At 69.4% G+C, this 24619-nt stretch carries 24 protein-coding genes and 3 tRNA genes; 15 read left to right on the plus strand and 12 right to left on the minus strand.

The annotated features are described in order from the left end of the window. Positions 1-11 precede the first annotated feature (11 nt). From G8E01_RS11255 to G8E01_RS11295, 9 genes are all read left to right on the plus strand, one after another. Positions 12-692, plus strand: coding sequence for a DsbA family protein (locus G8E01_RS11255; protein WP_166319910.1), 681 nt, complete (start codon positions 12-14; stop codon positions 690-692). 156 nt (positions 693-848) lie between these two features. Beyond that, the gene (gene infA / locus G8E01_RS11260; RefSeq protein WP_029151296.1) at positions 849-1067 is read left to right on the plus strand and encodes a translation initiation factor IF-1; all 219 of its coding nucleotides are present in this window, start codon (positions 849-851) and stop codon (positions 1065-1067) included. Between the two features lie 66 nt (positions 1068-1133). Next, the gene (gene rpmJ, locus G8E01_RS11265; protein ID WP_155048158.1) at positions 1134-1250 is read left to right on the plus strand and encodes a 50S ribosomal protein L36; all 117 of its coding nucleotides are present in this window, start codon (positions 1134-1136) and stop codon (positions 1248-1250) included. Positions 1251-1394: 144 nt separating this feature from the next. Next, positions 1395-1769 carry a 30S ribosomal protein S13 gene (gene rpsM, locus G8E01_RS11270; RefSeq protein WP_155048157.1) on the plus strand — a complete coding sequence of 125 codons (375 nt, stop codon included), beginning with the start codon at positions 1395-1397 and terminating at the stop codon, positions 1767-1769. A 25-nt stretch (positions 1770-1794) separates the two neighbouring features. Beyond that, entirely contained in the window at positions 1795-2193 is a 399-nt protein-coding gene (gene rpsK, locus G8E01_RS11275) for a 30S ribosomal protein S11 (RefSeq protein ID WP_110589697.1), read from the plus strand. Between the two features lie 146 nt (positions 2194-2339). Continuing rightward, positions 2340-3329: a DNA-directed RNA polymerase subunit alpha gene (locus G8E01_RS11280; RefSeq protein ID WP_166319912.1), complete on the plus strand. Its 990-nt coding sequence runs from the start codon at positions 2340-2342 to the stop codon at positions 3327-3329. Positions 3330-3364: 35 nt separating this feature from the next. Beyond that, entirely contained in the window at positions 3365-4006 is a 642-nt protein-coding gene (rplQ, locus tag G8E01_RS11285; RefSeq protein WP_166319914.1) for a 50S ribosomal protein L17, sunset domain variant, read from the plus strand. A 116-nt stretch (positions 4007-4122) separates the two neighbouring features. Next, positions 4123-4623 carry an ArsR/SmtB family transcription factor gene (locus G8E01_RS11290; RefSeq protein WP_240921453.1) on the plus strand — a complete coding sequence of 167 codons (501 nt, stop codon included), beginning with the start codon at positions 4123-4125 and terminating at the stop codon, positions 4621-4623. Further along, positions 4623-5567 (plus strand): cation diffusion facilitator family transporter, encoded by a 945-nt coding sequence (locus tag G8E01_RS11295; RefSeq protein WP_166319916.1) that lies wholly within the window; start codon positions 4623-4625, stop codon positions 5565-5567. Before G8E01_RS11290 ends, G8E01_RS11295 begins: the two co-directional genes overlap by 1 nt. Positions 5568-5735: 168 nt before the next feature. On the opposite strand, the gene G8E01_RS11300 is transcribed toward G8E01_RS11295, so the two are convergent. Then, positions 5736-5817: transfer RNA gene (locus G8E01_RS11300), tRNA-Tyr, on the minus strand. 245 nt (positions 5818-6062) lie between these two features. On the opposite strand from G8E01_RS11300, the gene G8E01_RS12605 reads away from it, so the two are divergent. The 5 genes from G8E01_RS12605 (at position 6063) to G8E01_RS11325 (ending at position 9340) form a co-directional block, all read left to right on the plus strand. Further along, a complete protein-coding gene (locus tag G8E01_RS12605; protein ID WP_205827570.1) occupies positions 6063-6917 on the plus strand; it encodes a hypothetical protein in 855 nt (284 codons plus the stop codon). Between the two features lie 20 nt (positions 6918-6937). Continuing rightward, the gene (locus G8E01_RS11310) at positions 6938-7756 is read left to right on the plus strand and encodes an inositol monophosphatase family protein (protein WP_166319918.1); all 819 of its coding nucleotides are present in this window, start codon (positions 6938-6940) and stop codon (positions 7754-7756) included. 163 nt (positions 7757-7919) lie between these two features. Further along, entirely contained in the window at positions 7920-9083 is a 1164-nt protein-coding gene (locus G8E01_RS11315) for a M23 family metallopeptidase (RefSeq protein ID WP_166319920.1), read from the plus strand. Positions 9084-9171: 88 nt separating this feature from the next. Continuing rightward, positions 9172-9243 (plus strand) — tRNA-Thr (locus tag G8E01_RS11320). 23 nt (positions 9244-9266) lie between these two features. Further along, positions 9267-9340 (plus strand) — tRNA-Met (locus G8E01_RS11325). A gap of 101 nt (positions 9341-9441) precedes the next feature. Here G8E01_RS11325 and G8E01_RS11330 read toward each other — a convergent pair. From G8E01_RS11330 to G8E01_RS11350, 5 genes are all read right to left on the minus strand, one after another. Beyond that, positions 9442-11778, minus strand: a complete 2337-nt coding sequence (locus G8E01_RS11330) for an arylsulfatase (protein WP_166319922.1) — start codon at positions 11776-11778, stop codon at positions 9442-9444. A gap of 69 nt (positions 11779-11847) precedes the next feature. Then, positions 11848-12771, minus strand: a complete 924-nt coding sequence (locus tag G8E01_RS11335) for a carbohydrate ABC transporter permease (RefSeq protein ID WP_166319924.1) — start codon at positions 12769-12771, stop codon at positions 11848-11850. Beyond that, on the minus strand, positions 12768-13712 hold the full coding sequence (locus G8E01_RS11340; protein WP_205827582.1) for a carbohydrate ABC transporter permease: 945 nt from the start codon (positions 13710-13712) through the stop codon (positions 12768-12770). Before G8E01_RS11340 ends, G8E01_RS11335 begins: the two co-directional genes overlap by 4 nt. An 84-nt stretch (positions 13713-13796) precedes the next feature. Next, a complete protein-coding gene (locus G8E01_RS11345; protein WP_166319928.1) occupies positions 13797-15143 on the minus strand; it encodes an ABC transporter substrate-binding protein in 1347 nt (448 codons plus the stop codon). A gap of 36 nt (positions 15144-15179) precedes the next feature. Then, complete coding sequence (locus G8E01_RS11350; RefSeq protein WP_166319930.1) at positions 15180-17273, minus strand: beta-galactosidase; 2094 nt, start codon at positions 17271-17273, stop codon at positions 15180-15182. A 119-nt stretch (positions 17274-17392) separates the two neighbouring features. Between G8E01_RS11350 and G8E01_RS11355 the strand changes: the two genes are divergently transcribed. Then, positions 17393-18409: a LacI family DNA-binding transcriptional regulator gene (locus G8E01_RS11355; protein WP_166319932.1), complete on the plus strand. Its 1017-nt coding sequence runs from the start codon at positions 17393-17395 to the stop codon at positions 18407-18409. Positions 18410-18444: 35 nt separating this feature from the next. Here G8E01_RS11355 and G8E01_RS11360 read toward each other — a convergent pair whose 3' ends face one another. The 6 genes from G8E01_RS11360 to G8E01_RS11385 all read right to left on the minus strand — a co-directional run bounded on the left by G8E01_RS11360 (position 18445) and on the right by G8E01_RS11385 (position 24559). Continuing rightward, positions 18445-19791, minus strand: a complete 1347-nt coding sequence (locus G8E01_RS11360) for an alpha-L-fucosidase (RefSeq protein WP_166319934.1) — start codon at positions 19789-19791, stop codon at positions 18445-18447. A gap of 25 nt (positions 19792-19816) precedes the next feature. Beyond that, positions 19817-20671, minus strand: a complete 855-nt coding sequence (locus G8E01_RS11365; RefSeq protein ID WP_166319936.1) for a carbohydrate ABC transporter permease — start codon at positions 20669-20671, stop codon at positions 19817-19819. After that, positions 20664-21605: a carbohydrate ABC transporter permease gene (locus tag G8E01_RS11370; protein WP_166319938.1), complete on the minus strand. Its 942-nt coding sequence runs from the start codon at positions 21603-21605 to the stop codon at positions 20664-20666. Before G8E01_RS11370 ends, G8E01_RS11365 begins: the two co-directional genes overlap by 8 nt. 14 nt (positions 21606-21619) lie before the next feature. Then, on the minus strand, positions 21620-22837 hold the full coding sequence (locus G8E01_RS11375; RefSeq protein WP_166319940.1) for an ABC transporter substrate-binding protein: 1218 nt from the start codon (positions 22835-22837) through the stop codon (positions 21620-21622). A 145-nt stretch (positions 22838-22982) separates the two neighbouring features. Beyond that, positions 22983-23726, minus strand: a complete 744-nt coding sequence (locus G8E01_RS11380; protein WP_166319942.1) for an SDR family NAD(P)-dependent oxidoreductase — start codon at positions 23724-23726, stop codon at positions 22983-22985. Next, entirely contained in the window at positions 23723-24559 is an 837-nt protein-coding gene (locus G8E01_RS11385) for a fumarylacetoacetate hydrolase family protein (protein ID WP_166319944.1), read from the minus strand. The genes G8E01_RS11380 and G8E01_RS11385 overlap by 4 nt, the downstream gene beginning before the upstream one ends. Between the last annotated feature and the right edge of the window lie 60 nt (positions 24560-24619).

Below are 24619 nucleotides of genomic sequence, written 5' to 3' on the forward strand. Positions count from 1 at the left end.
CGGACGAGAAGATGGCAACAGCAGGCAAGAAGAGCAACGGGTTCGCGATCGTGATCTCCGTGATCGTGGTCGTGGCGGTGGTCGCCGTCGGCGGCCTCGTCGTGTGGATGAACAACGCCGCGAGCGCGCCGGCCGAGGCGCCGGCCGCGGGCATCATCAACGAGGACACGGGCGCGATCGCGATCGGCGACGGGGACCAGACGGTCGACGAGTATGTCGACCTCATGTGCCCGTACTGCAACCAGGCGTTCGAGGCGTACAGCGACACCGTCACGGAGCTGGTGGAGAGCGGCGAGATCACGCTGAACATCCACCCCATCTCCATCCTCGACAACGCGTCGCAGGGCACGCAGTTCTCGACCCGCGCCGCGAGCGCGGCGTACTGCGTGGCCGAGGACAACGGCGACGCCGTCTACCCGTTCTTCGACCTCATGTACCGCAACCAGCCGGCCGAGGCGACCGAGGGCATGACGGACGACGAGATCGCCGGGTACGCGGCCGACGCGGGTGCCGAGGGCGCGGCGGACTGCATCGCGAACGGCGAGTACATGGACTACGTCACTCAGATGACGCAGGAGACCCCGATCCAGGAGGGCGCCTCGGGCATCTCGACGCCCACCGTCGCGGTGAACGGGGAGCTGATCTCTGTGACGATGGATCCGCAGACCGACATCGTCGCGAACCTCGACTGACGCCACTAGCACGTCGCGACGCGCCCGGGTTGATCAACCCGGGCGCGTCGTCTACTATAGATCTTTGGTGCTTTGCGCCTGCGTTTACGCGCGCCGAAGCATCGCCCATCACATTCACCGCAGACCGGCCGGTCTGCCGAGAAGGTTAGCGAGTCTATGGCTAAAGACGGTGTCATCGAGATCGAAGGCACGGTGTCCGAGGCGCTGCCCAACGCGATGTTCCGCGTTGAGCTCACCAACGGGCACAAGGTGCTCGCGACGATCTCGGGCAAGATGCGACAGAACTACATCCGCATCATTCCCGAGGACCGCGTGGTCGTGGAGCTCAGCCCCTACGACCTCACCCGCGGGCGCATCGTCTACCGCTACCGCTGATCGGCCCGGCCGAGAAGTAACGGCCCGAGGCATCCCTCGGGCACGAAGACAGCGATAAGGAACATCATGAAGGTTCAGCCCAGCGTCAAGCGCATCTGCGAGAGCTGCAAGGTCATCCGCCGCAACGGCCGGGTCATGGTCATCTGCAAGTCCAACCCCCGCCACAAGCAGCGCCAGGGCTGACGGATCCGCTCCGGCGGATCCCTCAGGACGACAACTCCACATTTTCGGCAGGATCAGAACCCGCGACGCGCGGGGGACACCTCGGGGCGGAGGCCCGGGCACCGATCCTGCTCCACACCTCCACCAACACACAGGAGATATCGCATGGCACGTCTTGCCGGCGTTGACATCCCGCGCGACAAGCGCGTGGTGATCGCACTCACGTACATCTACGGCGTGGGACGCACCCGTTCGGGTGAGATCCTCGCAGCCACGGGCATCGACGAGAACATCCGCGTCAAGGACCTCTCGGACGACCAGCTCGTCGCACTCCGCGACCACATCGAGGGCACCTACAAGGTGGAGGGTGACCTCCGCCGCGAGGTCGCCGCCGACATCCGCCGCAAGGTCGAGATCGGCTCCTACGAGGGCATCCGCCACCGTCGTGGCCTGCCCGTGCGCGGCCAGCGCACCAAGACCAACGCGCGTAGCCGTAAGGGCCCGAAGCGCACGGTCGCCGGTAAGAAGAAGGCACGCTGAGCGCGTAAAGGTTTAGGAGAACACGATGGCTGCACCGAAGTCTGCCGCGCGCAAGCCGCGCCGCAAGGAGAAGAAGAACGTCGCGCTGGGCCAGGCCCACATCAAGTCGACGTTCAACAACACGATCGTTTCGATCACCGACCCGTCGGGTGCCGTGCTGAGCTGGGCGTCCTCGGGTGGCGTGGGCTTCAAGGGCTCGCGCAAGTCGACGCCGTACGCCGCCGGCATGGCCGCCGAGTCTGCCGCGCGCCAGGCGCAGGACCACGGCGTCAAGAAGGTCGACGTCTTCGTCAAGGGTCCGGGTTCGGGCCGCGAGACCGCGATCCGCTCGCTGCAGGCCGCGGGCCTCGAGGTCGGGTCGATCCAGGACGTGACGCCGCAGGCGCACAACGGCTGCCGCCCGCCCAAGCGTCGCCGCGTCTGAGCATGTTTTGCCGGGGTGCTGCGCGACGAGCGCGGCGCCCCGGCGAACGTCGTTCCACCTGCGCGCGGTCCGCGCGCACGAGTCACAACTCAAGACCTCATTCACCAAGTGTCATATAGCGGTCACTTGATCGAAAGGAACACATAGTGCTCATCGCACAGCGTCCTACCCTCACCGAGGAGAAGATCTCCGAGTTCCGCAGCCGGTTCGTCATCGAGCCGCTCGAGCCCGGCTTCGGCTACACGATCGGCAACTCGCTGCGCCGCAGCCTGCTGTCGTCCATTCCGGGCGCGGCCGTCACGAGCATCCGCATCGACGGCGTGCTGCACGAGTTCAGCACGATCCCGGGCGTCGTTGAGGACGTCACGCAGATCATCCTCAACATCAAGCAGCTGGTCGTCTCGAGCGAGCGCGACGAGCCCATCACGGCGTACCTGCGCAAGACGGGTGCGGGCGAGGTCACGGCGGCCGACATCTCGGCTCCCGCCGGCGTCGAGGTGCACAACCCCGAGCTCGTCATCGCCACGCTCAACGACAACGCGAAGTTCGAGCTCGAGCTCACGATCGAGCGCGGCCGCGGCTACGTCTCGGCCGGTCAGAACCGCAACGAGTACGCCGAGGCGGGCCAGATCCCGATCGACTCGATCTACTCGCCCGTCGTCAAGGTCGCCTACCGCGTCGACGCGACGCGTGCCGGCGAGCGCACCGACTTCGACAAGCTCGTGCTGGACGTCGAGACCAAGGCCTCGATCCTCCCGCGCGACGCGGTGGCCTCGGCCGGCCGCACGCTCGTCGAGCTCTTCGGCCTCGCGCGCGAGCTGAACGAAGAGGCTGAGGGTATCGAGATCGGCCCCGCGCCGGTCGAGCAGGTGCTCTCGAACGAGCTCTCGATGCCGATCGAGGACCTCGACCTGTCGGTTCGCTCGTACAACTGCCTCAAGCGCGAGGGAATCAACACGGTCAGCGAGCTCGTCGGCCTCTCGGAGACGCAGCTCATGAACATCCGCAATTTCGGACAGAAGTCGGTGGACGAGGTGCGCGACAAGCTCACCTCGCTCGGACTGTCGCTCAAGGATTCGGTGCCCGGTTTCGAGGGCTCGAACTTCTACGGCGGCTACGACGACGAGACGCTCTGATCCACCCGACTCTTCTGATACTGGAGTAACGAGATATGCCTAAGCCCACGAAGGGTGCCCGCCTCGGCGGCGGCGCCGCTCACGAGCGCCTCATCCTCGCGAACCTCGCGTCGGCGCTGTTCATCAACAAGTCGATCAAGACGACCGAGACGAAGGCCAAGCGCCTGCGTCCCGTTGCCGAGCGTCTCGTGACGTTCGGCAAGCGCGGCGACCTCGCCGCGCGCCGTCGCGCGCTGTCGATCCTCCGCAACAAGGAGGCCGTGCACGTTCTCTTCACCGAGATCGCGCCGCTGGTCGCCGAGCGCGAGGGTGGTTACACGCGCATCACGAAGATCGGCTTCCGCAAGGGCGACAACGCCCCCATGGCCGCGATCGAGCTCGTGCTCGACCCGGTGACGCCGAAGACCGCGGCCGCGCCGAAGGCGGAGGAGGCCCCCGCGGCCGTGGCCGAGGACGAGGTCGAGGTCACCGAGGCGCCCGCCGAGGAGACCGAGGCGACGGGTGACGACGTCGCGCAGCCCCTCGAGGACGGCTCGGCCCCCGAGGGCTTCGACGTCAAGGGCAAGAACGCCACGAAGAAGTTCTACGCCCCGGGCGACAGCGGCTACGCGCAGGTCAAGGCCGACGTGTACTTCCGCTCCGCCGAGGCGGCCGAGGCCGCCGGCTTCGCGAACTAAGCTCGCGCCACCACGAACGCCCCCGGGATGAGTCCCGGGGGCGTTTGTCGTTCCTCGGAGCGCGCGCCGCGGGTCCGGGTGCAAAAAGCTCCTGAGCGCGACACCGTTCGAAAACGATGCCGCGCTTAGCAGGGCGTGACGGCGAGATTGCTGAAGCGGCGGTGGTTATCAGTATCAGATCGGATCAGGAGCTTGTCTTCATCGATCCGAAAAATTATCATCGCCGAATGACGATGATGGAACGGGGTCCAAGGCAACTCGACGAAGTGGCGACCGCCGTCTATTCACACCTGTTTCACGCGCTGGGTGAATCCACGCGTCTCGCGGTCCTTCAGCACCTCGCGTGGGGGGAGCACCGTGTGCGCGACCTGGTGGATCACATCGGTCTGGCGCAGTCGACAGTGAGTAAGCACTTGAGTTTTCTTCTTGAATGTCGGCTTGTGACTGTCCGTCCGGATGGTCGGTCGTCTTGGTACTCGCTTTCCGATCCGGTGGCGATCTCAGGGCTTATCGCCGCGGCAGAGCGGCTTCTGGATGTAACGGGCACAACGGCGGAGCTGTGTGCGCATCTTCGTCATCCCTGGCACATGAATGGCAATGGAACGGAGGGCGGCTGATGGGCGCAGGGCACAACCATGGTCCCACTGTGGATGAGAGCATCGGACTTCCCGCCGACCATCGCAGGAAACTCTGGATCGCCTTCGGCATCACCGCGACGATCGTGGTCGCGCAGGCCGTCGGCTCCGTCATGACGGGCAGTCTCGCGCTGTTGACGGATACGGCGCACGCGATCACCGATGCATCTGGCTTATTGGTCGCATTGATTGCGGCGACCCTGATGCTGCGCCCTCCGAACTCCAAGCGCACCTGGGGGTTCCGACGTATCGAGGTGATTGCAGCACTCGGCCAGGCGACACTATTGCTCGTTGTCGGCTTCTACGCGGCCATCGACGGAGTCCGGCGCCTGTTCGAGCCGCCAGAGGTTCCAGCCGCAGAGTTGCTCATATTCGGCATCGTGGGCCTGGCCGCGAACATCATTGCAATCACGATCCTGTCCTCCAGTCGTGGTGCCAGTTTCAACATGCGCGCAGCTTTCCTTGAAGTCCTCAATGACGCCCTCGGCTCGCTCGGTGTCATCGTCGCCGCGATCGTGATCGCCACGACGGGGTTCCAACAGGCGGACGCCCTTGCAGGCCTGTTCATCGCTGCGCTGATCGTTCCTCGTGCCTTCACGCTGATGCGCGAAACGGCCAGCGTGCTCATGGAGTTCACTCCTCAGGGTCTCGATCTCGACAAGGTGCGCGAGCACATCCTCGAGCTAGAGCACGTCAAGGACGTCCACGACGTTCACGCGTCTACTGTCGCCACCGGACTGCCGACCCTCACCGCGCACGTCGTCGTCGAGGACGCCTGCTTCACTGACGGGCATGCCGCGGAGGTCCTCCATAACGTGAAGGACTGCGTAGCCGGGCACTTCGAGGTGGCCGTGCATCACTCGACCTTCCAAATCGAGACAGAACACGTCAGCGAGCACGAGGCAGAAACAATCAAGCACGCCTGACGTGCTGATGGGGGCCCGAGGTGTGTGACCCCTGATCGTGGACACGCTGATTCCCGCACGGCTCCGGCACCGCGGCCCCGGCACGACAAAGCCCCCGGATTCCTCCGGGGGCTTCGTCTTTTTCACGTTTCCTGGATCCGCAGAACGAGTAGTCTGCACAATCCCCGGTGGCGAGTGAGGGATTCGAACCCCCGAAGCATTCCGCGGCTGATTTACAGTCAGCTCCCTTTGGCCGCTCGGGCAACTCGCCAGGTACGCGCCCGACCAACTTTTCCAGCCAACCGGATGCGCAAGAGACCATCATACGCACGGATCCGCGCCCGCGAAAATCGGCACCGCCGGGCGTGGCAGGGCAGCTCTGCCCTCGCGAGCGCGCGAGCGCGGTGGGAGGATGGGGCGAGTCGATTCCGAGGGGGAGACATGTCGACACCGCAGCCATATCCGCAGCCGGATCGATCCGGGGCCGCCGGGTCGTCGCGGTTCTTACGCGGCGTCATGTGGGTAGCGATCGGGGCGCTCATCGCCTCGGCCATCGTCTGCGTCGTGTGGGTGCTGCTCGCGCCCCAGGGTGACGTGATCCCGAAGGCCTTCCTGACCATCCTGCTGCTGGCGGGATTCGCCGGCGTCGCGCTGCTCGACGCGAGCCTCGCGCCGGGGAGGGAGCCATGGCTCGTGCTGGCGAGCATGGCGAGCTGGATCGTCGCGCTCCTGTGCGGCCTGGCGCTCGTCTGGTCGCCGTGGGACACCTTCCGCGCCATGCTCTGGGTCGGCAACTTCGTCCTCATCGTCGTCCTCCTGCAGCTCACGCTCGTGCACCAGCGTCTGCTGTGGCGCGCGCACGCGAAGTACGTGCGCACCTTCACCCGGATCCTCGCGGTCGTGACGACCGTGCTCGTCGTCGCGCTGCTGGGGATGGCGCTCGTGCCGCTCGCCCTGCCGCGCGCGTTCGACTATCCCGACATCTACGGGCGCATCATGGTGTCGCTCGCGATCCTCGGGGCGGTCGGCACCGCGCTGGTCCCGCTCATCACCGCGCTCTTCGCCCCGCGCGCCGCGCCGGCGCACCCGGCGCCGGCGTCTCCCGCGTCCGCGCCCGCGGCGCAGCCCGCGCCGGCGCCGGCTTCGCGCGTCTCCGCGCCTCCTGCCGCGCCCGCGGCGGCGGAGCCGCTCCCGTGGCCCACCTACTCCGACGGAGCGACGCCCCTGCCCATGCTCCCGGACGGGCAGCCGGACTTCGCGGCGCAGGCAACCGGCGTCCCCACGCCCGGCGCACGCGAGTTCGGCCCGGCGCCGCAGGCCGCCCCGCCGGCCCCGCACCCCGCGCCGCCGCGGCCGGCTCCGCCCGCCTGAGCGGCCGGTAGCGTGGGGGTATGACCCGCGACGAGGATCTCCGCGACCTGGCCCGTGACATTGCGCTCGAGGCGGGCGCACTCGCCGAGCGCCGCCGCGCGGAGGGGGTGCGCGTCGCGGCGAGCAAGTCGACGCTCGCCGACATCGTCACGGAGGCCGATCGCGAGGTCGAGGCGCTCATCCGGGGGCGGCTGGCCACAGAGCGGCCCGACGACGGTTTCCTCGGCGAAGAATCCGGCACCGCAGAGGGGTGCTCGGGCGTGACGTGGGTCGTGGATCCCATCGACGGCACCGTGAACTACGCGTCCGGCATGCCGAGCTACGGCGTGAGCATCGCAGCGGTCGAAGGCGGCGAGACGCTCGCGACCTGGACCGCGCTCGCGGGCGTCGTGCACCACCCCGCGCTCGGCGAGACCTACGCGGCAGCCCGCGGCAGCGGATCCGTGTGCGAGGCGGGAGGGCACACCCAGCGGATCCGTGTGGCCACGGAGTTCCCCGCCGGAGCGCTCGTGGCGACGGGCTTCGGTTACGACCCGCGCACGCACGCCGGCGACATCGACACGGTGCGCAGCGTCATGCCGATCGCGCGCGACGTGCGCCGCATCGGCGCGGCCTCGATCGACCTCAGCTACGTCGCGGCCGGCCGCATCGACGCCTACTTCGAGCGCGGGCTGCAGCCCTGGGACGTCGCGGCCGGCGCCCTGCTCGTCGTTGAGGCGGGCGGCGCGATCCGCGAGCTTCCGGCCGACCGGTTCGGCCGGCGCATGACGGTCGCCGGCGAGGCGGGCCTCGTCGAGCGCATCGCCGACCGGATCTCCGGCGTCACGTCCGACGAGTAGCGTTCGCGGAAAGTCCCGTGGGGGATCCCTGGGAGGGGCCAATCCGACTTGGCGATTCGAGCCTGGTCGGATAGCGTGGTTACCAGTTCGTTACTTTGCTCCCCCGCATCGTGACACACCCGAGTTCGTGCTCCGTGTGGAGCGTGTCTGAAAGTGCGTTCGATTGACTCCTGATTCCCGTACGGCCGAGCCTGCGCCCTCGCGCCGCTCGCGCCGCGCCGCACAGGCGGCGGACGGGCGCGTCGACCGCGCCGCAGAGCGCCCCCTGAGCCGCCGCGAGATGCGAGAGCGCGAGCAGGCCTCCGCGGCCGTTTCCGCCACGATCGACGAGGCGCGCGCCTCGGACTACACCGAGCCGCTCGCGCGCGCCGTGCCCGCCCAGAACGGCGCCGAGACGCCGCACGACGCGTTCGCTGCCGCCGCGGCAGCGCTGAACTTCACGGGCGAGCAGGCGCCGATCCGCGTCGAGGAGGAGGCCGAGAAGGCCCCCGCGCCCACGCGTCGGTCCCACGCCTCCGCCGCGCTGCGCACGCCGTTCCGGCGGTTCGCCGGCGCCACGGCGTCGCTCGCCTCGGTCGGCGCGGTGGCCCTGCTCGCGCTGGGGACGGCCCTCCCGCTCGCGGCGTCGGCGCTGGAGCCGGCCGCGACGAGCGAGACGGCCGCCGCGGCGGAGACGGATTCCGTCGCCTCGGCCGAAAGCGAGCTGCAGGCGTACGTGTCGAGCGAGGACGTCGCCGAGGCGCAGCTGATGCGCGTCGAGGGCTACGAGGCCGCGACGTTCTCGGAGATGGCGGAGGCCGACGGAATCAGCACGTCCGGTGCGTTCTTCGAGAACGACCCGACCGCCGACATCCAGTGGCCGTTCGCCGTGGGAACGAGCATGAGCTCGCCGTACGGCTACCGGTGGGGGCGCCTCCACGAGGGCATCGATTTCACGCCCGGCGACGGCGCGCCCGTGCAGGCGGTCGCCGACGGCGTCGTGCGGATCGCCACCGAGGCGGGCGGGGCGTACGGCGTCAACGTCTACATCGACCACGTCATCGACGGCCAGGTCGTCACCAGTCACTACGCGCACATGCAGTACGGTTCGCTGCGCGTCACGGCCGGGCAGACCGTCGAGGTGGGGGACGTCATCGGCCTCACGGGAAACACCGGCCGCTCGTATGGCGCCCACATGCACTTCGAGATTCGGATCGGCGGCACCGCGATCGACCCGCTGCCGTGGCTCGAGACGTACGCGAACACGCACTACAGCGACGACGAGGCCGCCGAGGTCGCGACGGCCGAGGCGGACCAGCTCGGCGCCGAGGTGACCGAAGCGGAGTGACGCGGATCCGCAACGCCCGGCGGTGACGGGATTCGAGGATCCCGCGCCGGTTTGGTATCCTTTTTCAGTTGCCCTTTACGGGCATCACGCCCCGATAGCTCAGTGGTAGAGCACTTCCATGGTAAGGAAGGGGTCGTCAGTTCAATCCTGACTCGGGGCTCGCATCGTCGAGAGACGTGCCGCGGCAGGGTAGCTCAGTTGGTGAGAGCGCACGACTCATAATCGTGAGGTCGCGGGTTCAAGCCCCGCTCCTGCTACAGATAAAACCCCGGCTCCACCCGGGGTTTTGTCGTATCTGCGTGGCGTATTCACGCCAGGCGCCCCCGGCCGCTCCGGTCGGGGGCGCCTGGCGTCTGCCCTACTGCCGGCGGTAGCGCGCGCGTAGCACGAGGTTCGGATCGGTGAACTGGTCGTCCGACGTGTCGACGACGACGCGTCCGAGGTGGCCCGTGAACTCCCCGCGGGGGGAGCGGTAGTCGTCCACGACCGGATCCAGCGTGTCCAGCCCGATGTCGAGGCCCTCGTCGAAGGAGAACAGCCCCGGCACGGTCTTCTCGATGCGGCCGGATCCGATCACCTCGCCGTCGCACAGGAGGGTCGCCGTCCCGCCCTTGCCGGTGCCGCCGCCGTCGTAGGCGAACTCGAGGCGGAGCGTGTGGGCGCCCGGGGTGAGGGGCGCGTCCGCGCGCACGCGGTACGTCGCCAGCCCGACGAAGTTGTGCGCGTAGCACGCGACGCCGTCGCGGAAGTACAGCGCCCAGCCGCCGAACCCGCTGCCCTGCGCGATCACCGCGCCCTGGAGCGGCTCGCCCTCCGGCGCCTCGAGGTCGGCGGTCACGGAGAACGACCGGTTCTTCACGTTCAGCACGGTGTTCTCGTTCAGGCGCTGCATCCCGGGGCGCAGCTCGAGGCGCGTGCGCGCGCCCATGAGATCCGGCCGTCCGGCGATCGTCGGGTCGAATCGCTCCCGCTCGCGATCGTCGAGGGGCAGCACGTTGTACTTGGCGCCCTCGATGAGGAAGCGGTCCTGGAGCTCTCGGAGCTTCTCGGGCATCTCCGCGGCGAGGTCGCGCGACTGTGTCCAATCGTCCGGTCCGTACAGCTCCCAGGTATCCGCGGAGAGGGCGGGGATGTCGTCGTCCGGGTCCGGCCACGGCAACAGGTGCTGCGTCACTGCGGTCCAGCCCTCGTGGTAGATCCCGCGGTTGCCGGCGATCTCGAAGTACTGCGTGAGGTGACGCTCGGGGTCCTCGGCATCCGCGAGGGCGTCCTTGAAGCTCGTGCCCTCCAGGGGGCGCTGGCGGATCCCGTTCACGCTCGTCGGCTCGGGGATCCCCGCGAAGTCGAGGATCGTCGGGACGATGTCGATGACGTGCGCGAACTGCGAGCGGTTCTCGCCGGCGGGCACCGCGCCCGGATAGCGCACGACCATGCCCGTGCGTGTGCCGCCCCAGTGCGAGGCCACGATCTTGCTCCACTGGTAGGGCGTGTTCATCGCCTGCGCCCAGCCCGACGGCACGTGGTTGAAGGACTTCGGCCCGCCGATCTCGTCGAGGTGCGGGAGGATGTCCGCCGTCGTCATAAGCACGTTGTTCTGGTACGCCATCTCGTTGAAGGTGCCGTACGCGCCGGACTCGGCTGAGGCGCCATTGTCGCCGAGGATGTAGAAGACGAGCGTGTTGTCGAGCTGACCCGATTCCTCGAGGGCCGCAACCATGCGCGCGACCTGGTCGTCCATGTGGCGGGCCATGGCCGCGTAGGCCTCGAAGAGCCGCGTCCCGACCGCCTGGTCCTCGGGCGTCAGTTCGTTCCACGCGGGGATCTTCGCGTTCGGGTCCGTCAGCTCGGCGTCCTCGGGGATGACGCCGAGCTCGCGCTGCCGGGCGAACGTGCGGGCCCGCTGCTCGTCGTATCCGTGGTCGAACTTTCCGCGCATCGCGTCGAGGTAGGACTGCGGGGCGTGGTGCGGGGTGTGGGTGGCGCCGAACGCGAGGTAGGTGAACCACGGCTTATCGGGCGTGAGCGTGTGGATCGTATCGGTCCACTCGATCGCGCGATCGACGAGGTCCTCGGAGAGGTGGTACCCCTCCTCGTACGTGGCAGGCGGCTCGATGGGCGTCGTGCCCTCGACGAGCGCCGGGGTGTACTGGTGCGTGTCCCCGCCGATGAAGCCGTAGAAGTGCTCGAATCCCTCGCCGGTCGGCCACCGGTCGAACGGCCCCGCGGGGCTCGTCTCCCACGGGGGCGTCTGGTGGTGCTTGCCGAACATGGCGGTGGCGTACCCGTTCATCCGGAGCACCTGCGCGATCGGCGCGCAGTCGTCGGGCCGGACCCCGGTGTACCCCGGGAACGACGTGGCGACCTCGGCGAGCGCCCCCATCTCGGCCGAGTGGTGGTTGCGCCCCGTCATGAGCGCCTGGCGGGTGGGCGAGCACAGCGCCGTCGTGTGGAAGCGCGTCATCCGCACGCCCTCGCCCGCGAGCCGCTCGGCGGCGGGCATCTCGCACGGCCCGCCGAAGGCGCTGCTCGCGCCGAAGCCCATGTCGTCGACGAGGATGACGAGAACGTTCGGCGCGCCTTTCGGCGGACGCAGCGGATCCGCGGGGGCGGGCGCGTGGGCGTCGCGCGCGTCGACGGGGGTGTCGGCGACGAGACGGTTGCGGTCGACGGGGAGATGGTGACGCGGGGTGGACATGGCGCTCCGTTTCGATGAGACCTCTCGCCGAACCGTAGCGCCCCATCCACCCCGCGCGACAGGGGGTGATTACCCCTTCACGCCTCCCGTCCCGAGGCCGCTCTGCCAGTACTTCTGGAGGAAGAGGAAGGCGATCACGAGCGGCACGATCGACACGAAGGATCCCGTGATCACGGTCGAGAACAGCGCCTGCGCGCCGCCGCCCGCCGACGCGGCCGACTGCAGCTGCGCGAGGCCGACCGTGATGGGGTACAGGTCGGACGAGTTCAGCATGATTAGCGGCAGGAAGTAGTTGTTCCACGTTGCGACGAGCGAGAACAGGAACACCGTCACGAGGCCCGGGCCGAGCAGGCGCAGGCCCACCTGCCAGAAGATCCGGAACTCGCCGGATCCGTCCACGCGCGCCGCCTCGAGGAGCTCCGTCGGGATCGCGTCGGCCGCGTAGACCCGCATCAGGTAGACGCCGAACGGGCTCACGAGCGACGGCACGATGATCGCCAGGGGCGTGTCCGTGAGGCCCGCGTTGGAGAAAAGCAGGTACGTCGGCAGCGCGAGCGCCGTCAGGGGGATCATGATGGCGCCGAGAGCCGCGCTGAACAGGATCTTCTTGCCGGGGAAGTCGTACTTCGCGAACGCGTATCCGGCCATCGCGGACAGGAGCGTCGCGCCGAGCGCCGACAGGCCCGCGTAAAGGACGGTGTTGACGATCCAGCGGCTGAAGATGCCGTCGCGCACCGTGAACAGCGTCTGCAGGTTGTCCCAGAGGCTGAAGTCGCTCGCGAACCACAGCCCGAAGGTCGTGAACAGGTCGGAGTTGCCCTTCGTCGCCGACACCAGCAGCCACCACAGGGGGAGCACGAAGTACGCCGCGAGCAGCCACAGGATGATGGTCAAGAGGAGGCTGCGGCGCTTCTGCGGGTCGTAGCGCCGGTGAGTGCGGCGCCGCGGCTCGCGGCCGCCCGTGACGATGGTCCGGGTCTCGAGGTTCGTCATCGCTCTGCCTTTCGCTCGCGGCGCTCGGCCCGGCCCGTCGCAAGCTGCACGACGTAGGAGACGACCGCGATGAAGATGCCGAGGAGGAAGGCGATCGCCGCGGCGTAGTTCAGCTCCTGGTTGATGAACGCGAGGTTGTACGCGTAGTAGTTCGGCGTGAAGGAGTTCGTGATCGCGTCGGGCGCGATGCTGTTCAGCAGGCTCGGCTCCGCGAACAGCTGGAAGGTGCCGATGATCGAGAAGATGACCGTCAGCATGATGGCGGGGCGGATCGCCGGGATCTTGATGCTCCAGGCGACGCGGAACTGCCCTGCCCCGTCGATCTCCGCGGCCTCGTAGAGCTCGGCCGGCACGGCGCGCAGGGCGGCGTACATGATGATCATGTTGTAGCCGACGAACTCCCACGTGACGATGTTCATCATCGACCCGAGGATGTTGCCGGGGGAGAGGAAGTCGGGGGTCCCGAACCCCACGCCGCGGGCGATCTGCGCGAGCGGCCCGAAATCGGGGCCGTACAGGTAGCCCCACATCAGGGTCGCGACGACCGCGGGCACCGCGTAGGGCATGAACACGAGCAGGCGCGCGGATCGGGATCCGCGGGCGCGCCCGCTGTCGAGCGCGAGCGCGATGAACAGCGACATCGCGAGCATGAGCGGGACCTGCACGACGAGGAACAGCCCCATGCGGCCGATGCTCGCGAGGAACGCGGAGTCGCCGAGCGCGCGGGCGTAGTTCGCGAGCCCCGCGAAGACGTCGCCGCCGATGAGCTTGCTCTCGAACAGGCTGAGGTAGCCCGAGTACACGAGGGGCACGACGAGCATCGCGATGAAGACGATGAAGAAGGGAAGGACGAAGAGGTAGGCGGCGGTGTTCTGGCGGCGCCTGCTGGTGCTGGCCCGTCGCCGCGGCGCTGCGGTGCGGGGACGCTCGGCTCTGAGCATCGGGGGTGCGGACACGAAGATCCTCCTGGTTCGCGGGGTGGCGGATGGGGCGGGGGCGCCCGTCCGGGCGCCCCCGCGAGGGGCTCACTCGATCGTGAAGCCCTGGCCCTCGGCGTAGTCGACGAGCTGCTGCTGCCACTCGTCGAGCGCGGCCGCGATGTCACCCTTGTCGGCGATGACGGTGCCCATGGTCTCCTCGTAGCTTGAGTAGACGTACTCCATGAACGGCAGCCACTGGAACTCGGTGTCGACCGTCTGCGAGATGTCCGCGAACAGGGCGTTCACCTGCTGGCCGCCGTAGAACTCCGACTCGCCGCCCGTGAACTCCGGATCCTCGAGGACCGAGTTCTGCGGCGGGAAGAAGAACTGCTCCGTGGCGAGCATGAGCGCGGACTCCTCGTCGTGGTTGATGAAGCGCGCGAGCTCGGCGGCCGCGATCGGGTTCTCGCTCGTGGCGAGCACGGCGTCCGAGGATCCGCCCCAGTTGCCCGAGACGTTGTCGCCCTCCGACCACTGCGGCAGCGGCGCCGCGCGCCACAGGCCCGAGGTGTTCTCGGCCGTGCCCTGGAGGAAGACCGGGCCCCACGCCGCCGTCAGCCAGCCCGCGTAGGTGCCGTTCGCGAGGCCCTGATACCACTGGTCGTTGAAGTCGACGTCGGTCGAGACGAGGTCGCGCTGGATGAGGTCGGTCCAGTAGTCCGCGACCTCCTTCGCCTCGGGGCTGTTGACGTTGATCGAGACGGTCTCGGCGCCGTCGTAGCCGAACGGCTTGATGCCCTTCTGCCAGAAGAAGCCGATCATCTGGCCCGCCTGCGTGGCGCCGAGGTTGGAGATGTACGACCCGGTCTCGTCCTTGACCGCCTGCGCGGCCTCGGCGTACTCCTCCCAGGTCGCGGGCGCCTCGTCGATCCCGGCCTCCGCGAGGATGTCCGCGCGGTAGAGGTTGCCCATGGGGCCGACGTCCTGCGGGATCGCCCAGACCTCGTCGCCGGGGGAGACCTGGTTCCAGGCCCACTCGACATAGTCGCCGGAGATGTCGTCCGCGCCGTACGGGGCGAGGTCGAGCAGCGACTCCGCGAGAACGAACGAGGGGATGTACTGGTACTCGATCTGCGCGACGTCCGGGGCGCCCTCGCCGGCCGCGAGCGCGCTGCGCAGTTTCTGGTAGTGCGCGAGGCCCTGGCCGACGTTCTCGACCGTGACGTCGATCTCCGGGTACTCGGCCTCGAAGAGCGCGACCTCCTTGTCGATGTCCGGGACCCACGTCCAGAAGGTCAGCTCGGTCGGCGTGCTCATCGCCTCGTCGAACTGATCCTGCGTGATCTCTTCCGTCTCGGCGGTGCCACCGGATCCGCCCGAGCACCCCGTGAGGGTGCCCAAGACCAGGGCGGAGGCCGCCAGCGCCGTTGCTGTGGTGCGTGCCGTGTTCATGTGCTCATTCCTGTTGTGTGAGGGGGGAGGTGAGGATTAGGCGAGGAGCGCGAGCGCGCCCCACGGTGCGAGGGCGATCTCGTCGCCCGCGTGGTGGGCGGATCCGCCGACCGCCTCGCGCATGGCCGCGGTGGCCGTGACGGTGACGGGCCGGTCGCTCCAGTTGAAGGCGAACAGCGCGACGGATCCGTCGGCGAGCGTCCCCGAGGCGACCGTGACGGACGGATCCGCGCTCTCGAGGTACGCGCGCGAGCGCGGGGAGGGGACGGCGTACCGCACGATGTCGGCGGCGAGCTCCGGCGACGGCACCGTGCCGAGAACCGTGATGCGCCCCGCGCCGTAGGTCTGTGTCGTGGCGGCCGCGAAGTCGCGGAACCGCGGGTGGTCGTAGGTGGCGAGCACCTCGGCGCCGTCGGGGATCAGCCCGTCGGCCCAGGCCGTGGCCCGGGCGCCGCCCGACAGCCCGAGCCTGGCCGCGCCGTCGAGGCCGAGCGGCGCGGCCAGGTTCGAGAACTCCTCGTAGGAGACCCCGGCGGCCTCGGCGAGGCGTGCGGGCGCCGTCTCGACGCGCGCCCGCGCCTCCTCGTCGCCGTAGCCCGTGCGGATCCCGACGATCAGGTGACCGCCGGCGTGCGCGTACGCGCGCAGGAGGTCGAGCTGCGCGTCATCGGCGACGTAGAGCCCCGCGGCGATGAGGACGGGGAAGCGGCGCGCGAGTTCCTCGGCTCCGAGGGCCTCGGCCTGCTCGACGTGCAGGATGCGGGCCTCGGCGCCGGCCTCGATGACACCGCGATAGGTGGCGTCGAAGATGCGCTCGTAGGACGCGCTGTCCGGGGATCCGTCCTCCTTCGCGAGCGCGGGGAAGAAGTCGAGCGCGAACCGGCTCGGCGTCGACCACAGCACCGCGACGTCGGCGTTCGGCTCGTAGCCGTCGAGCGCGGGCCCGAGGTCGCGGAAGTCGGCGCCGACCTCGCTGAGCTCGCGGTACACGCGCCCCGGCACGAGGCTGTGGGGCAGGATCCCGCCCCAGTAGGTCTCGGTTCCATACGGCAGGGTGTGCCAGTGCCAGTACTCGATCATCGCCGCGCCGCGCGCGACGAACGCGTACGCCGCCTGCTTGAGCTGTCCCGGGTACGGCGGCAGGTTGAAGGCGGATCCGCCGATCGACTGGGCGTTCGTCTCCGTGACGAGGAAACGGGCCTGGCGGGAGGAGAAGATCCGGTCGGCCTGGCGCAGGAGCCCGGGGACCCCGCTCGTGGTCCACGGCGTGGCGGGCGGCAGGGCCTCGCCGAGGGCGAGGTGGTCCTGCATCGCGTAGTACGGGTTTCCGGCCGCGATGTCGAGGTTCTCGGTGAGCGTGCGGTCGTCGAGCGCAGGCCGCGGGTAGGCGATGCAGGTCGTGACGAACTGCTCGGGGCGGGCGTACTCGCGGACGATGTCTGCCTGCCACGAGATGAACTCGGTCGTGAGGTCGGCCTGGTAGCGCCGCCAGGCGAGGTCGTACTGCGGGAGCGAGTTGCCGTCCGGGGTCCAGAGCTCTGAGAAGTCGGCGAGGCGGTGCGACCAGTAGGTCAGCCCCCACTCGCGGTTGAGCGTCTCGACGTCGCCGTACTGGGCCTTCAGGCGGCGCACGAACCGGCGGAACGTCCCGCGGTTGTGGGGGAGCAGCATCCCGGGCTCGTTATCGACCTGGTAGCCGATGACCGCGGGGTGGTCGGCGTAGCGCTCGACGACCTTGCGGATGACGCGTTCGGCGTGGAACAGGAACGCCGGGTGCGAGTAGTCGACCTCCTGCCGCGCGCCCCAGGGCATCGGGGATCCCGTGCTCGTCTCGGCGGCGATCTCGGGGTAGGCCTGCTGCAGCCACGGTGGCACGGCGTAGGTGGGGGTGCCGAGGATCACGTGGATCCCGCGGGCGTGGGCGCCGTCGAGGACGGGCTGGAGCCAGTCGAGGTCGAACTCGCCGTCGCGCGGCTCCCAGGTCGACCAGACGGACTCGCCGACCCGGATCACCGTGAAGTTCGCGGCGCGCATGAGGTCCAGGTCGAGCTCGGTGCGATCCGAGGTGTGATATTCGGCGTAGTAGGCCGCGCCGAAGAGCAGCCCGTCGCCGGGGAGGGGGGTGGCCATGAATCGAGACTCCGTTGTTCGAATCGGTCCTTGTTATCGGAAACATTCCGATGCGACCCATGATGTTGTCGATAACATGTGGTGTCAAGACCCAGTTTGATCACGGGAAAGGGGCGGCGATGGCGGCGCACGAGGACGCGGGACGCCCGGCGACGATCTACGACGTCGCGCGCGCGGCCGGCGTATCGCACCAGACCGTCAGCCGGTTCCTGCGCGGATACGAGGGGATCCGCCCGCACACGCGGGAGCGGGTCGAGCAAGCGCTCGCGACGCTCGACTACCGCCCGAACCTCACGGCGCGCAGCCTCAAGTCGGGCACGTCGCACATCGTCGCGGCGCTCACGCACGAGCTGGCGCAGGTGGGCCCCGCGCGCACCGCGGAGGGCGCGACGGCCGCGGCGCGCGAGGCCGGCTACGTCCTCGACCTCATCACCCTCGACGTGCACGACCCGCGGGCCATCGAGCGGACCCTGGGCGAGTTGCGGCAGCGCCGGCTCGCCGGTGTCCTTGCGCTGTCGTCGACGGATGAGATGAATCGCGCCTTCGCCGAGACCGCCTTCGGCGTACCGTTCCACATCCACGCCGAGGCGGACGAGCCGGGAGGCGGGGCCACGGAACTCGCCGTCAGCGGCATCCCGCAGCTGATCGCGCACCTGGCGGATCTGGGGCACGAGCGCCTCGTGCACGTCGCGGGCGCCGCGAACTGGTCCGCGAGCCGGAATCGCGCGCGCGCCGTGGCCGCGGCGGCGGCGCGGGCGGGGATCGAGGTCGTCGCCGAGCTCCCGGGCGACTGGTCGGCGAGGTCGGGGCATGACGCCGTCGCGGCGCTGCCCGAGCTCCCCGACGCCACGGCCTACGTCGCCGCGAACGATCAGATGGCGCTCGGGGTCATGCTCGCGCTCCGCGAGCGCGGCCTGCGCATCCCCGAGGACGTCAGCGTCGCCGGCATCGACGACATCCCCGAGGCGGCGTACTTCGACCCGCCGCTCACGACGCTCCGCATCGACTTCGCGGCGCGCGGTCGGCAGGCGTTCGGCGAGCTCGTCGCGCGGATCGACGAGGGGGCGGGCGGCGCGATTCGTGCGCCGGGCCGCCCCGAGCTGATCCGTCGGCGCTCCACGGGGCGCCGGGTCTGAGGGGTGGGGAGCGGATCCGTCCCCCCCCTCAGGCCTCAGGCGGTGATCGGCAGGTCGACCCGCACGGGGCCGGCGACAGCCGGCGTGCCGACCGTGACGCGGATCTGGTCGCCCTCCGCGGAGACGGTCGTCCCGTCCGTGGCCGTGGCGGCGGATCCGTCGACGGCCCCCGGCGTGACGTCGAGCGTCACGACCTCCCCCGCGGGCGCCAGCACAAAGGCGTGCGCCACGTCGCCCGTGCGGGTCCAGCGCACCCAGGGCTCGTCCGACGGTCGCGCGACCTGCGCATCCAGCACGCGGGAGGCGAAGATCGCCTCGTCGTGGGCCGCGTTGAACGCGCCGAGGCCCTCGAGCGTCGCGCGCTGCACGTCGGTCACCCGGCCCGACGCGGTGGGGCCGATGTTGAGCAGGAAGTTGCCTCCGCGCGAGACGACGTCGAGGAAGTGGGTGATGGCGCCGACGGCGTCGAGCGAGTTCGACTCGTCCTCGCGACGATTGTGACCGAAAGAAAAGCCGATGCCGCGGCAGTTCTCCCACATGCCGGTCTCCTGGTCGCGGCCCTGTTCGTACTCGCTCGTACGGAAGTCCCAGTGCGTCTCGCCCCAGCGGTCGTTCGACACCCCGTCCGGGCGGGCGGCGTAGAACCTGCGGAACAGCTCCGCCATGCTCTTGTCGCCCTCGGGCTTGCCCGCGTCGGGCCACTCGATGTCGCCCCAGAGCACCTCGGGGCGGTAGCGCTCGATGAGGTCGGCGACGTGGTCGAACGCGTAGTCGGCATACGCCTTGTCGAGCGGCCGGTGCGCGTCGTCGATGACGTCGACGATCGGGGGCTGGCCGCCGACGTGCCAGTCGAGGCCGCCCGAGTAGTACACGCCGAAGCGGATCCCGGCGCGCTCCGCAGCGTCCCGCATCTCCCCGACGAGGTCGCGGTGCGGGCCACGGTGGACCGTGTTGCGATCGCCCGTGCCCGGGGCGTCCCAGAGCGTCACGCCGTCGTGGTGCTTCGTCGTCGGGATGAAGTAGCGTGCGCCGGTGGCCTTCACGAGGGACATGAGCTCGTCGGCGTTGAAGTCCTCCGCCCGCCACTGGTCGAGGAAGTCGTCGTAGTCGGCGCCCCCGTACACCTCCTCGTGGTGCGCGCGGGCAGGGCTCCCCTCGATCCGGATGGTGTTGTAGTACCACTCGGCGTACGGGTTGTGGCGCTGCCACACGTCCTTCTCGATCGTGCCGAGGGCGCCGATGGGCTCGGCCCACGCGGGGACCGAGTACGGCCCCCAGTGCACGAAGATTCCGAGCTTTGCGTCCCGGAACCACTCCGGGGTGTCGCGCTCGAAGCCTGCGTAGACGTCGGGGCGGGTGGGTTCGTCCTTGAACATCGCCATGCGAAAGGTCCTTTCTAGGAGGGGGTTATCGGCCGCCGAGGCCGGAGGTCACGATCCCGCGCACGAGGTGGCGCTGGAGAGCAATCAACAGGATCGTCGTCGGCAGCATCGAGATCACCGACGCCGCCATGATGAGGTGCCACTGGGTGCCCTGCTGACCGAAGAATTGCTGCAGGCCGAGGGGGATCGTGCCGAGCCGCGCCACGTCGTTGACGACGATGAGGGGCCACAGGAACGAGTTCCAGTAGGCAATGAAGGTGAACACGGCGAGCACCGCGAGGGTCGGCCGGGCCAGCGGGAACATGATCCGCCAGAAGGTGCCGACCGTGCCCGCGCCGTCGATGCGCGCGGCGTCCTCGAGCTCCTGCGGGACGCTGCGGAAGAACTGCCGCAGCAGGAAGGCGCCGAGCGCCGTGAACGCCCACGGCACGATGAGGGCCGCATACGAGTCCACCCAGCCGAGCGCGCGCATGAGCACGAAGCCGGGCACAATGATGACCTCCTGCGGCAGCATCATCGTCGCGAGGAAGACGGTGAACGTCGCGCCGCGCCCGCGCCACTGCAGCCGCGAGAAGGCGTAGCCCGACAGCGCCGAGACGGCGAGCGTGATGATCGTCCCGGCGACTGCGACGATCAGGCCGTTCACGAGATAGCGCCCGAAGGGCGCGTAGGCGAAGACCTCGGCGTAGTTCGACCACTCGATCGTGGATCCGAGCAGGGTGGGCGGCGTCGAGAAGATCTCGTTCGCGGGCTTCAGCGACGTCGCGACCATGAAGATCAGCGGCGAGATGAACGCCAGCGCGACGAGGCAGAGGAGGACGTATCCGATCGCGCGGCGCGCGCGCCGCGCGGCGGGGTGCGCGGCGATGGCGTTACTCATAGTGCACCCACTTCTTCTGGCCGAGGAACTGCACGGCGGTCACGCCGAGAATCACGACGAACAGCACGAACGCGGCCGCGGCGGCGAGGCCGAGCTGCTGGAACGTGAAGCCCTGGTTGTAGATGAACTGCACGAGCGTCATCGTGGAGTTCCCGGGGCCGCCTTTGGTCATGATGTACGGCTGGATGAAGACCTGGAACGAGGTGATGAGGGTCATCGTCGTCGCGAAGAACATCGACGGCGAGATGAGCGGCACCTGGATCTTCCAGAACGTCGTCCACGCGCTCGCGCCGTCGAGCTGCGCGGCCTCGAGCTGGCTCTCCGGCACGGAATCGAGCGCCGAGGAGAACACGATCATGTTGTAGCCGAAGCCCTGCCACACGCTCATGACGACGATCGCGAGCATCGCGAAGCGCGGATCCTGCAGCACGTCGGGGAAGGAGACCCCGAAGAGCGCGGTCGTGGTCCCATCGATGGCGCCGCCCGGCTGGTACAGCATGCGCCAGACGACGGCGTTCGCGACGATCGGCGTGACGGTCGGGAGGAAGAACAGCACGCGGAAGAGCTGCCGGTGGCGGATCTTCGGCGACAGCCACGCCGCCATTCCGAGCGAGACGAGGAGGTTGAGCGGCAGGTACAACACGACGAACAACAGGGTGTTGCCGAGCGCGACCCGGAAGGTCTCGTCGGCGAACAGCGCCGTGAAGTTTCCGAGGCCGATCCAGGTCGGATCCCCGATCATGGGCCAGACGTGCAGGCTCATGACCGCCGCGATGAGGATCGGGACGAGGGTGAAGAACGCGAGCCCGAGGGCGTGGGGAGCCACGAAGGCGTAACCCCACGCCCCGGGGCGCCGCCGGCGGGCGCGACGGCGCTCCTCCGGCGGCACCACGAGGGTGAGCGTGGCCGACTCGTGATGCGCGAGGGCGGTCATCGAGGGGCCCTTCGTCATCCGCCGAGCTGGCTCGCGATGTCCGCGAGAACATCGGCGGCGGGGCGGTCGCCGTTGACCATCTGCGCCCCGTATTGGGCCAGCAGCTGGTTGAACTGGTCGCCCTGGGCGCTTCCGGGAAGCGGTACGGCGCTCGCGAGCGCGCTGTCGAAAGGCTCCTGCAGCCCGTCGACGCCGGAGTTGTCGTACCACGCCTGCTGCTCGGCCGTCCGGGCAGGGAAGGCGCGGCCCTGCTCCGCGAGGTCGCCGAGAATGTCCGCCGAGGTCATCGCGGTGATGGCCGCGAACGCGGCCTCGGGGTCGTCGCACGTCGTCGAGATGCCGAAACCGGATCCCGCCGCGTATGTCGCCTGGCCCGCGTCTCCCGCCGGGATCGTGGCGACGCCGACCTCGAAGTCCGTCTTCGAGTTCAGGTCGAGCAACTGCCACGGGCCGCCCACGAGCATCGCGGCGGATCCGTTCGTGAACGCGTTGTCGTCGGCGGTCGCGTCCGCGCCGTCGGCGCGGGTGGCGTACCCGTCGGCCACGAGACCCGCGAGCCATTCGACGCCCTCCGCGGCCTCCGGCGAGGACAGGTTGTACGTGCCGTCCTCCGACAGGAGCTGGGTGCCGTTGTAGGAGAGCAGCGTGGCCTCGAGGTAGAGGTCCTCCACGCTCGTGGCGAGCGCGACCTGATCGTTGTCGGCCAGCGCGGCAGCGGCATCCTCGAAGTCGGACACGCTCCAGCCCGGGGCGGGGTCGGAGACGCCGGCCGCCTCGAGAGCGTCGCGGTTGTAGTACATGACGAGGGGGCCGGTGTCGTAGGGGATCGCGAACTGCTGATCGTCGTACGCGAGCGCCGCCATGGCGCCCTCGTCGAAGGCCGCGGCGTCGAAGTCGCCCGAGGCCATGAGGTCGTCGAGCGGCAGGAGCCCGTCCACGAACTGGTTCACGCGCAGGCTCTGCATCGAGACGATGCACGGCGCCGCGTCGGTGCCCAGCTGGGTAGACAGCTTCGTCCAGTAGTCGGCGAACGGCGCGCCCTGCAACGTGACGTCGAGGCCCGCGCCCTCGGCGCCCGCGTCGGCCACGGTCTCCCAGGCCGCCTGGTCCTCGGTGGATCCGATCCACATCGACCAGACGAGCCCGCCGTCGGATCCGCCGGATCCGCTCGAGCAGCCGGTCAGCGCGAGCGCGCCGACCGCGGCCACCGCGATACCTGCACGTGTTTTCATGACATCTCCTTTGATGTGCGCCCCGCCCGCGGCGCCGCCGTGGCGTCGAGCGTTGGGGGACGTTTGCGATTCAATCATCCGATGTTTAGCGAGTCAATGGTCATTTCGGCGTCAGTACGGCAAATTCTCGGCGCTATGGGTCCGATCATTGACGCGGCCGCAGGCGGAGGCCCGACATCCCGCCGTCGACCTCGAGGATCGTGCCGATGGTCGAGGCGGACGCGGGGTGCGCGAGATAGGCGACGGCGTCCGCCACCTCCTCGGGCTGGACGAGGCGCTCGTGGGGCTGGCGCGCGGCGAGGGCCTCGCGCTCCACCTGCGGATCGGGGGCGGCGTCGAGGAGCCGCGTGACCCACGGGGTCTCCGCCGTGCCGGGGCTCACCCCGTTGACCCGGATCCCCTCGCGCACGTGATCCGCCGCCATCTGGAGCGTGAGCGCCGCGAGGGCACCCTTGCTCGCGCCGTACAGGGCGCGCTGCGGGAGGCCCGCGCTCGCCGCGATCGAGCACATGTTGACGATCGCCGCGTGCGGGGATTGCCGTAGCCACGGCAGCGCCGCGCGCGAGACGCGCACGGGCCCGACGAGGTTGACGTCGAGCACGCGGTGCCACTCCTCGTCGGAGTTCGCCTCGATCGTTCCCTGCGCGCCGATGCCGGCGTTGTTCACGACGACGTCGATGCGCCCGTGGCGCTCGGCCACGCGCGCGACCGCGGCGCGCACGGCGGCGTCGTCGGTGATGTCGACCCGCACATCGTCCGGCGTCGGCGGCTCCGCGACGTCGAAGCACGCGACCGTGGCACCGTCGCCGCGGAGGCGGCGTGCGATCGCCGCGCCGATGCCGGACGCGCCGCCCGTGACGATCGCGACGAGCCCGTCGTAGCCGCTCATGCGATCACCTGCCGCTGCGATCCGAGGCCCTCGATCTCGACCTCGACGACGTCGCCCGAGGCGAGATAGGGGAAGCGCCCCGAGAGCGCGACGCCCTCGGGCGTGCCCGTGAGGACGAGGTCTCCCGCCTCGAGGGCGAGGAACTGGCTGAGGCGATACACGATCTCGTCGACGCCGAAGATGAGGTCGGCCGTGGAGGAGTCCTGGCGGGGCTCGGCGTTGACGAAGCTCCGGAGGCGGAGGCTCGCGGGGTCCACCTCGTCGGCCGTGACGAGGTGGGGGCCGACGGGCGAGAAGCCGGGGAAGGCCTTCCCCTTGCTCCACTGTCCGCCCGAGCGCTCGAGCTGCCACTCGCGCTCCGAGAGGTCGTTCGCGACGACGTATCCGGCGATGTGCGCCCGCGACTCGGCGGGCGAGGCGAGGTAGCTCGCGCGGCGGCCGATGACGACGCCGAGCTCCACTTCCCAGTCCGTCTTCGTGCTCCCGGGCGGGAGCGGGACGTCGTCGTCCGGTCCGGCGAGGGTGTTGGGGGTCTTGAGGAAGACGACGAGGTCCTCGGGCGGGGCGGATCCGGACTCGGCCGCGTGCGCGGCGTAGTTCATGCCGACGCACACGATCGCGGACGGGCGGGCGATCGGCGCGCCGAGGCGCTGGCCCGCGCGCTCGATGCGCGGCAGCTCGCCGGCGTCGGCCGCCGCGCGCGCGGCCGCCAGACCGTTCTCGAGGAAGGCGCCGTCGATGTCCGTGGTCAGGCCGGACAGATCGAGGAAGTGGTCGGATCGGGCGATGACCGGGCGCTCTGCCCCCGGCGCCCCGATGCGGGCGAGATGCATGATTCTCCTTTGAACATCCGAACTTTGTGCCGACCCTCGCGGGTCGCACGGGTTGAGCGT

The sequence above is a fragment of the Microbacterium excoecariae genome (assembly GCF_011326725.1).
Taxonomy (GTDB): Bacteria; Actinomycetota; Actinomycetes; order Actinomycetales; family Microbacteriaceae; genus Microbacterium; species Microbacterium excoecariae.

Bases quoted from the DNA above. Each gene is read 5' to 3' on its own strand.
- G8E01_RS11335 (WP_166319924.1), bottom strand. From the start codon at position 12,771: ATGACGAACCTCGAGACCCGGACCATCGTCACGGGCGGCCGCGAGCCG.
- G8E01_RS11310 (WP_166319918.1), top strand. From the start codon at position 6,938: ATGACCCGCGACGAGGATCTCCGCGACCTGGCCCGTGACATTGCGCTC.
- G8E01_RS11360 (WP_166319934.1), bottom strand. From the start codon at position 19,791: ATGGCGATGTTCAAGGACGAACCCACCCGCCCCGACGTCTACGCAGGC.
- infA (WP_029151296.1), top strand. From the start codon at position 849: ATGGCTAAAGACGGTGTCATCGAGATCGAAGGCACGGTGTCCGAGGCG.
- G8E01_RS11330 (WP_166319922.1), bottom strand. From the start codon at position 11,778: ATGTCCACCCCGCGTCACCATCTCCCCGTCGACCGCAACCGTCTCGTC.
- G8E01_RS11340 (WP_205827582.1), bottom strand. From the start codon at position 13,712: ATGCTCAGAGCCGAGCGTCCCCGCACCGCAGCGCCGCGGCGACGGGCC.
- G8E01_RS11355 (WP_166319932.1), top strand. From the start codon at position 17,393: ATGGCGGCGCACGAGGACGCGGGACGCCCGGCGACGATCTACGACGTC.
- rpmJ (WP_155048158.1), top strand. From the start codon at position 1,134: ATGAAGGTTCAGCCCAGCGTCAAGCGCATCTGCGAGAGCTGCAAGGTC.
- rplQ (WP_166319914.1), top strand. From the start codon at position 3,365: ATGCCTAAGCCCACGAAGGGTGCCCGCCTCGGCGGCGGCGCCGCTCAC.
- G8E01_RS11370 (WP_166319938.1), bottom strand. From the start codon at position 21,605: ATGACCGCCCTCGCGCATCACGAGTCGGCCACGCTCACCCTCGTGGTG.
- G8E01_RS11290 (WP_240921453.1), top strand. From the start codon at position 4,123: ATGCCGCGCTTAGCAGGGCGTGACGGCGAGATTGCTGAAGCGGCGGTG.
- G8E01_RS11255 (WP_166319910.1), top strand. From the start codon at position 12: ATGGCAACAGCAGGCAAGAAGAGCAACGGGTTCGCGATCGTGATCTCC.
- G8E01_RS11365 (WP_166319936.1), bottom strand. From the start codon at position 20,671: ATGAGTAACGCCATCGCCGCGCACCCCGCCGCGCGGCGCGCGCGCCGC.
- G8E01_RS11345 (WP_166319928.1), bottom strand. From the start codon at position 15,143: ATGAACACGGCACGCACCACAGCAACGGCGCTGGCGGCCTCCGCCCTG.
- rpsM (WP_155048157.1), top strand. From the start codon at position 1,395: ATGGCACGTCTTGCCGGCGTTGACATCCCGCGCGACAAGCGCGTGGTG.
- G8E01_RS11295 (WP_166319916.1), top strand. From the start codon at position 4,623: ATGGGCGCAGGGCACAACCATGGTCCCACTGTGGATGAGAGCATCGGA.
- rpsK (WP_110589697.1), top strand. From the start codon at position 1,795: ATGGCTGCACCGAAGTCTGCCGCGCGCAAGCCGCGCCGCAAGGAGAAG.
- G8E01_RS11350 (WP_166319930.1), bottom strand. From the start codon at position 17,273: ATGGCCACCCCCCTCCCCGGCGACGGGCTGCTCTTCGGCGCGGCCTAC.
- G8E01_RS12605 (WP_205827570.1), top strand. From the start codon at position 6,063: ATGTGGGTAGCGATCGGGGCGCTCATCGCCTCGGCCATCGTCTGCGTC.
- G8E01_RS11380 (WP_166319942.1), bottom strand. From the start codon at position 23,726: ATGAGCGGCTACGACGGGCTCGTCGCGATCGTCACGGGCGGCGCGTCC.
- G8E01_RS11375 (WP_166319940.1), bottom strand. From the start codon at position 22,837: ATGAAAACACGTGCAGGTATCGCGGTGGCCGCGGTCGGCGCGCTCGCG.
- G8E01_RS11385 (WP_166319944.1), bottom strand. From the start codon at position 24,559: ATGCATCTCGCCCGCATCGGGGCGCCGGGGGCAGAGCGCCCGGTCATC.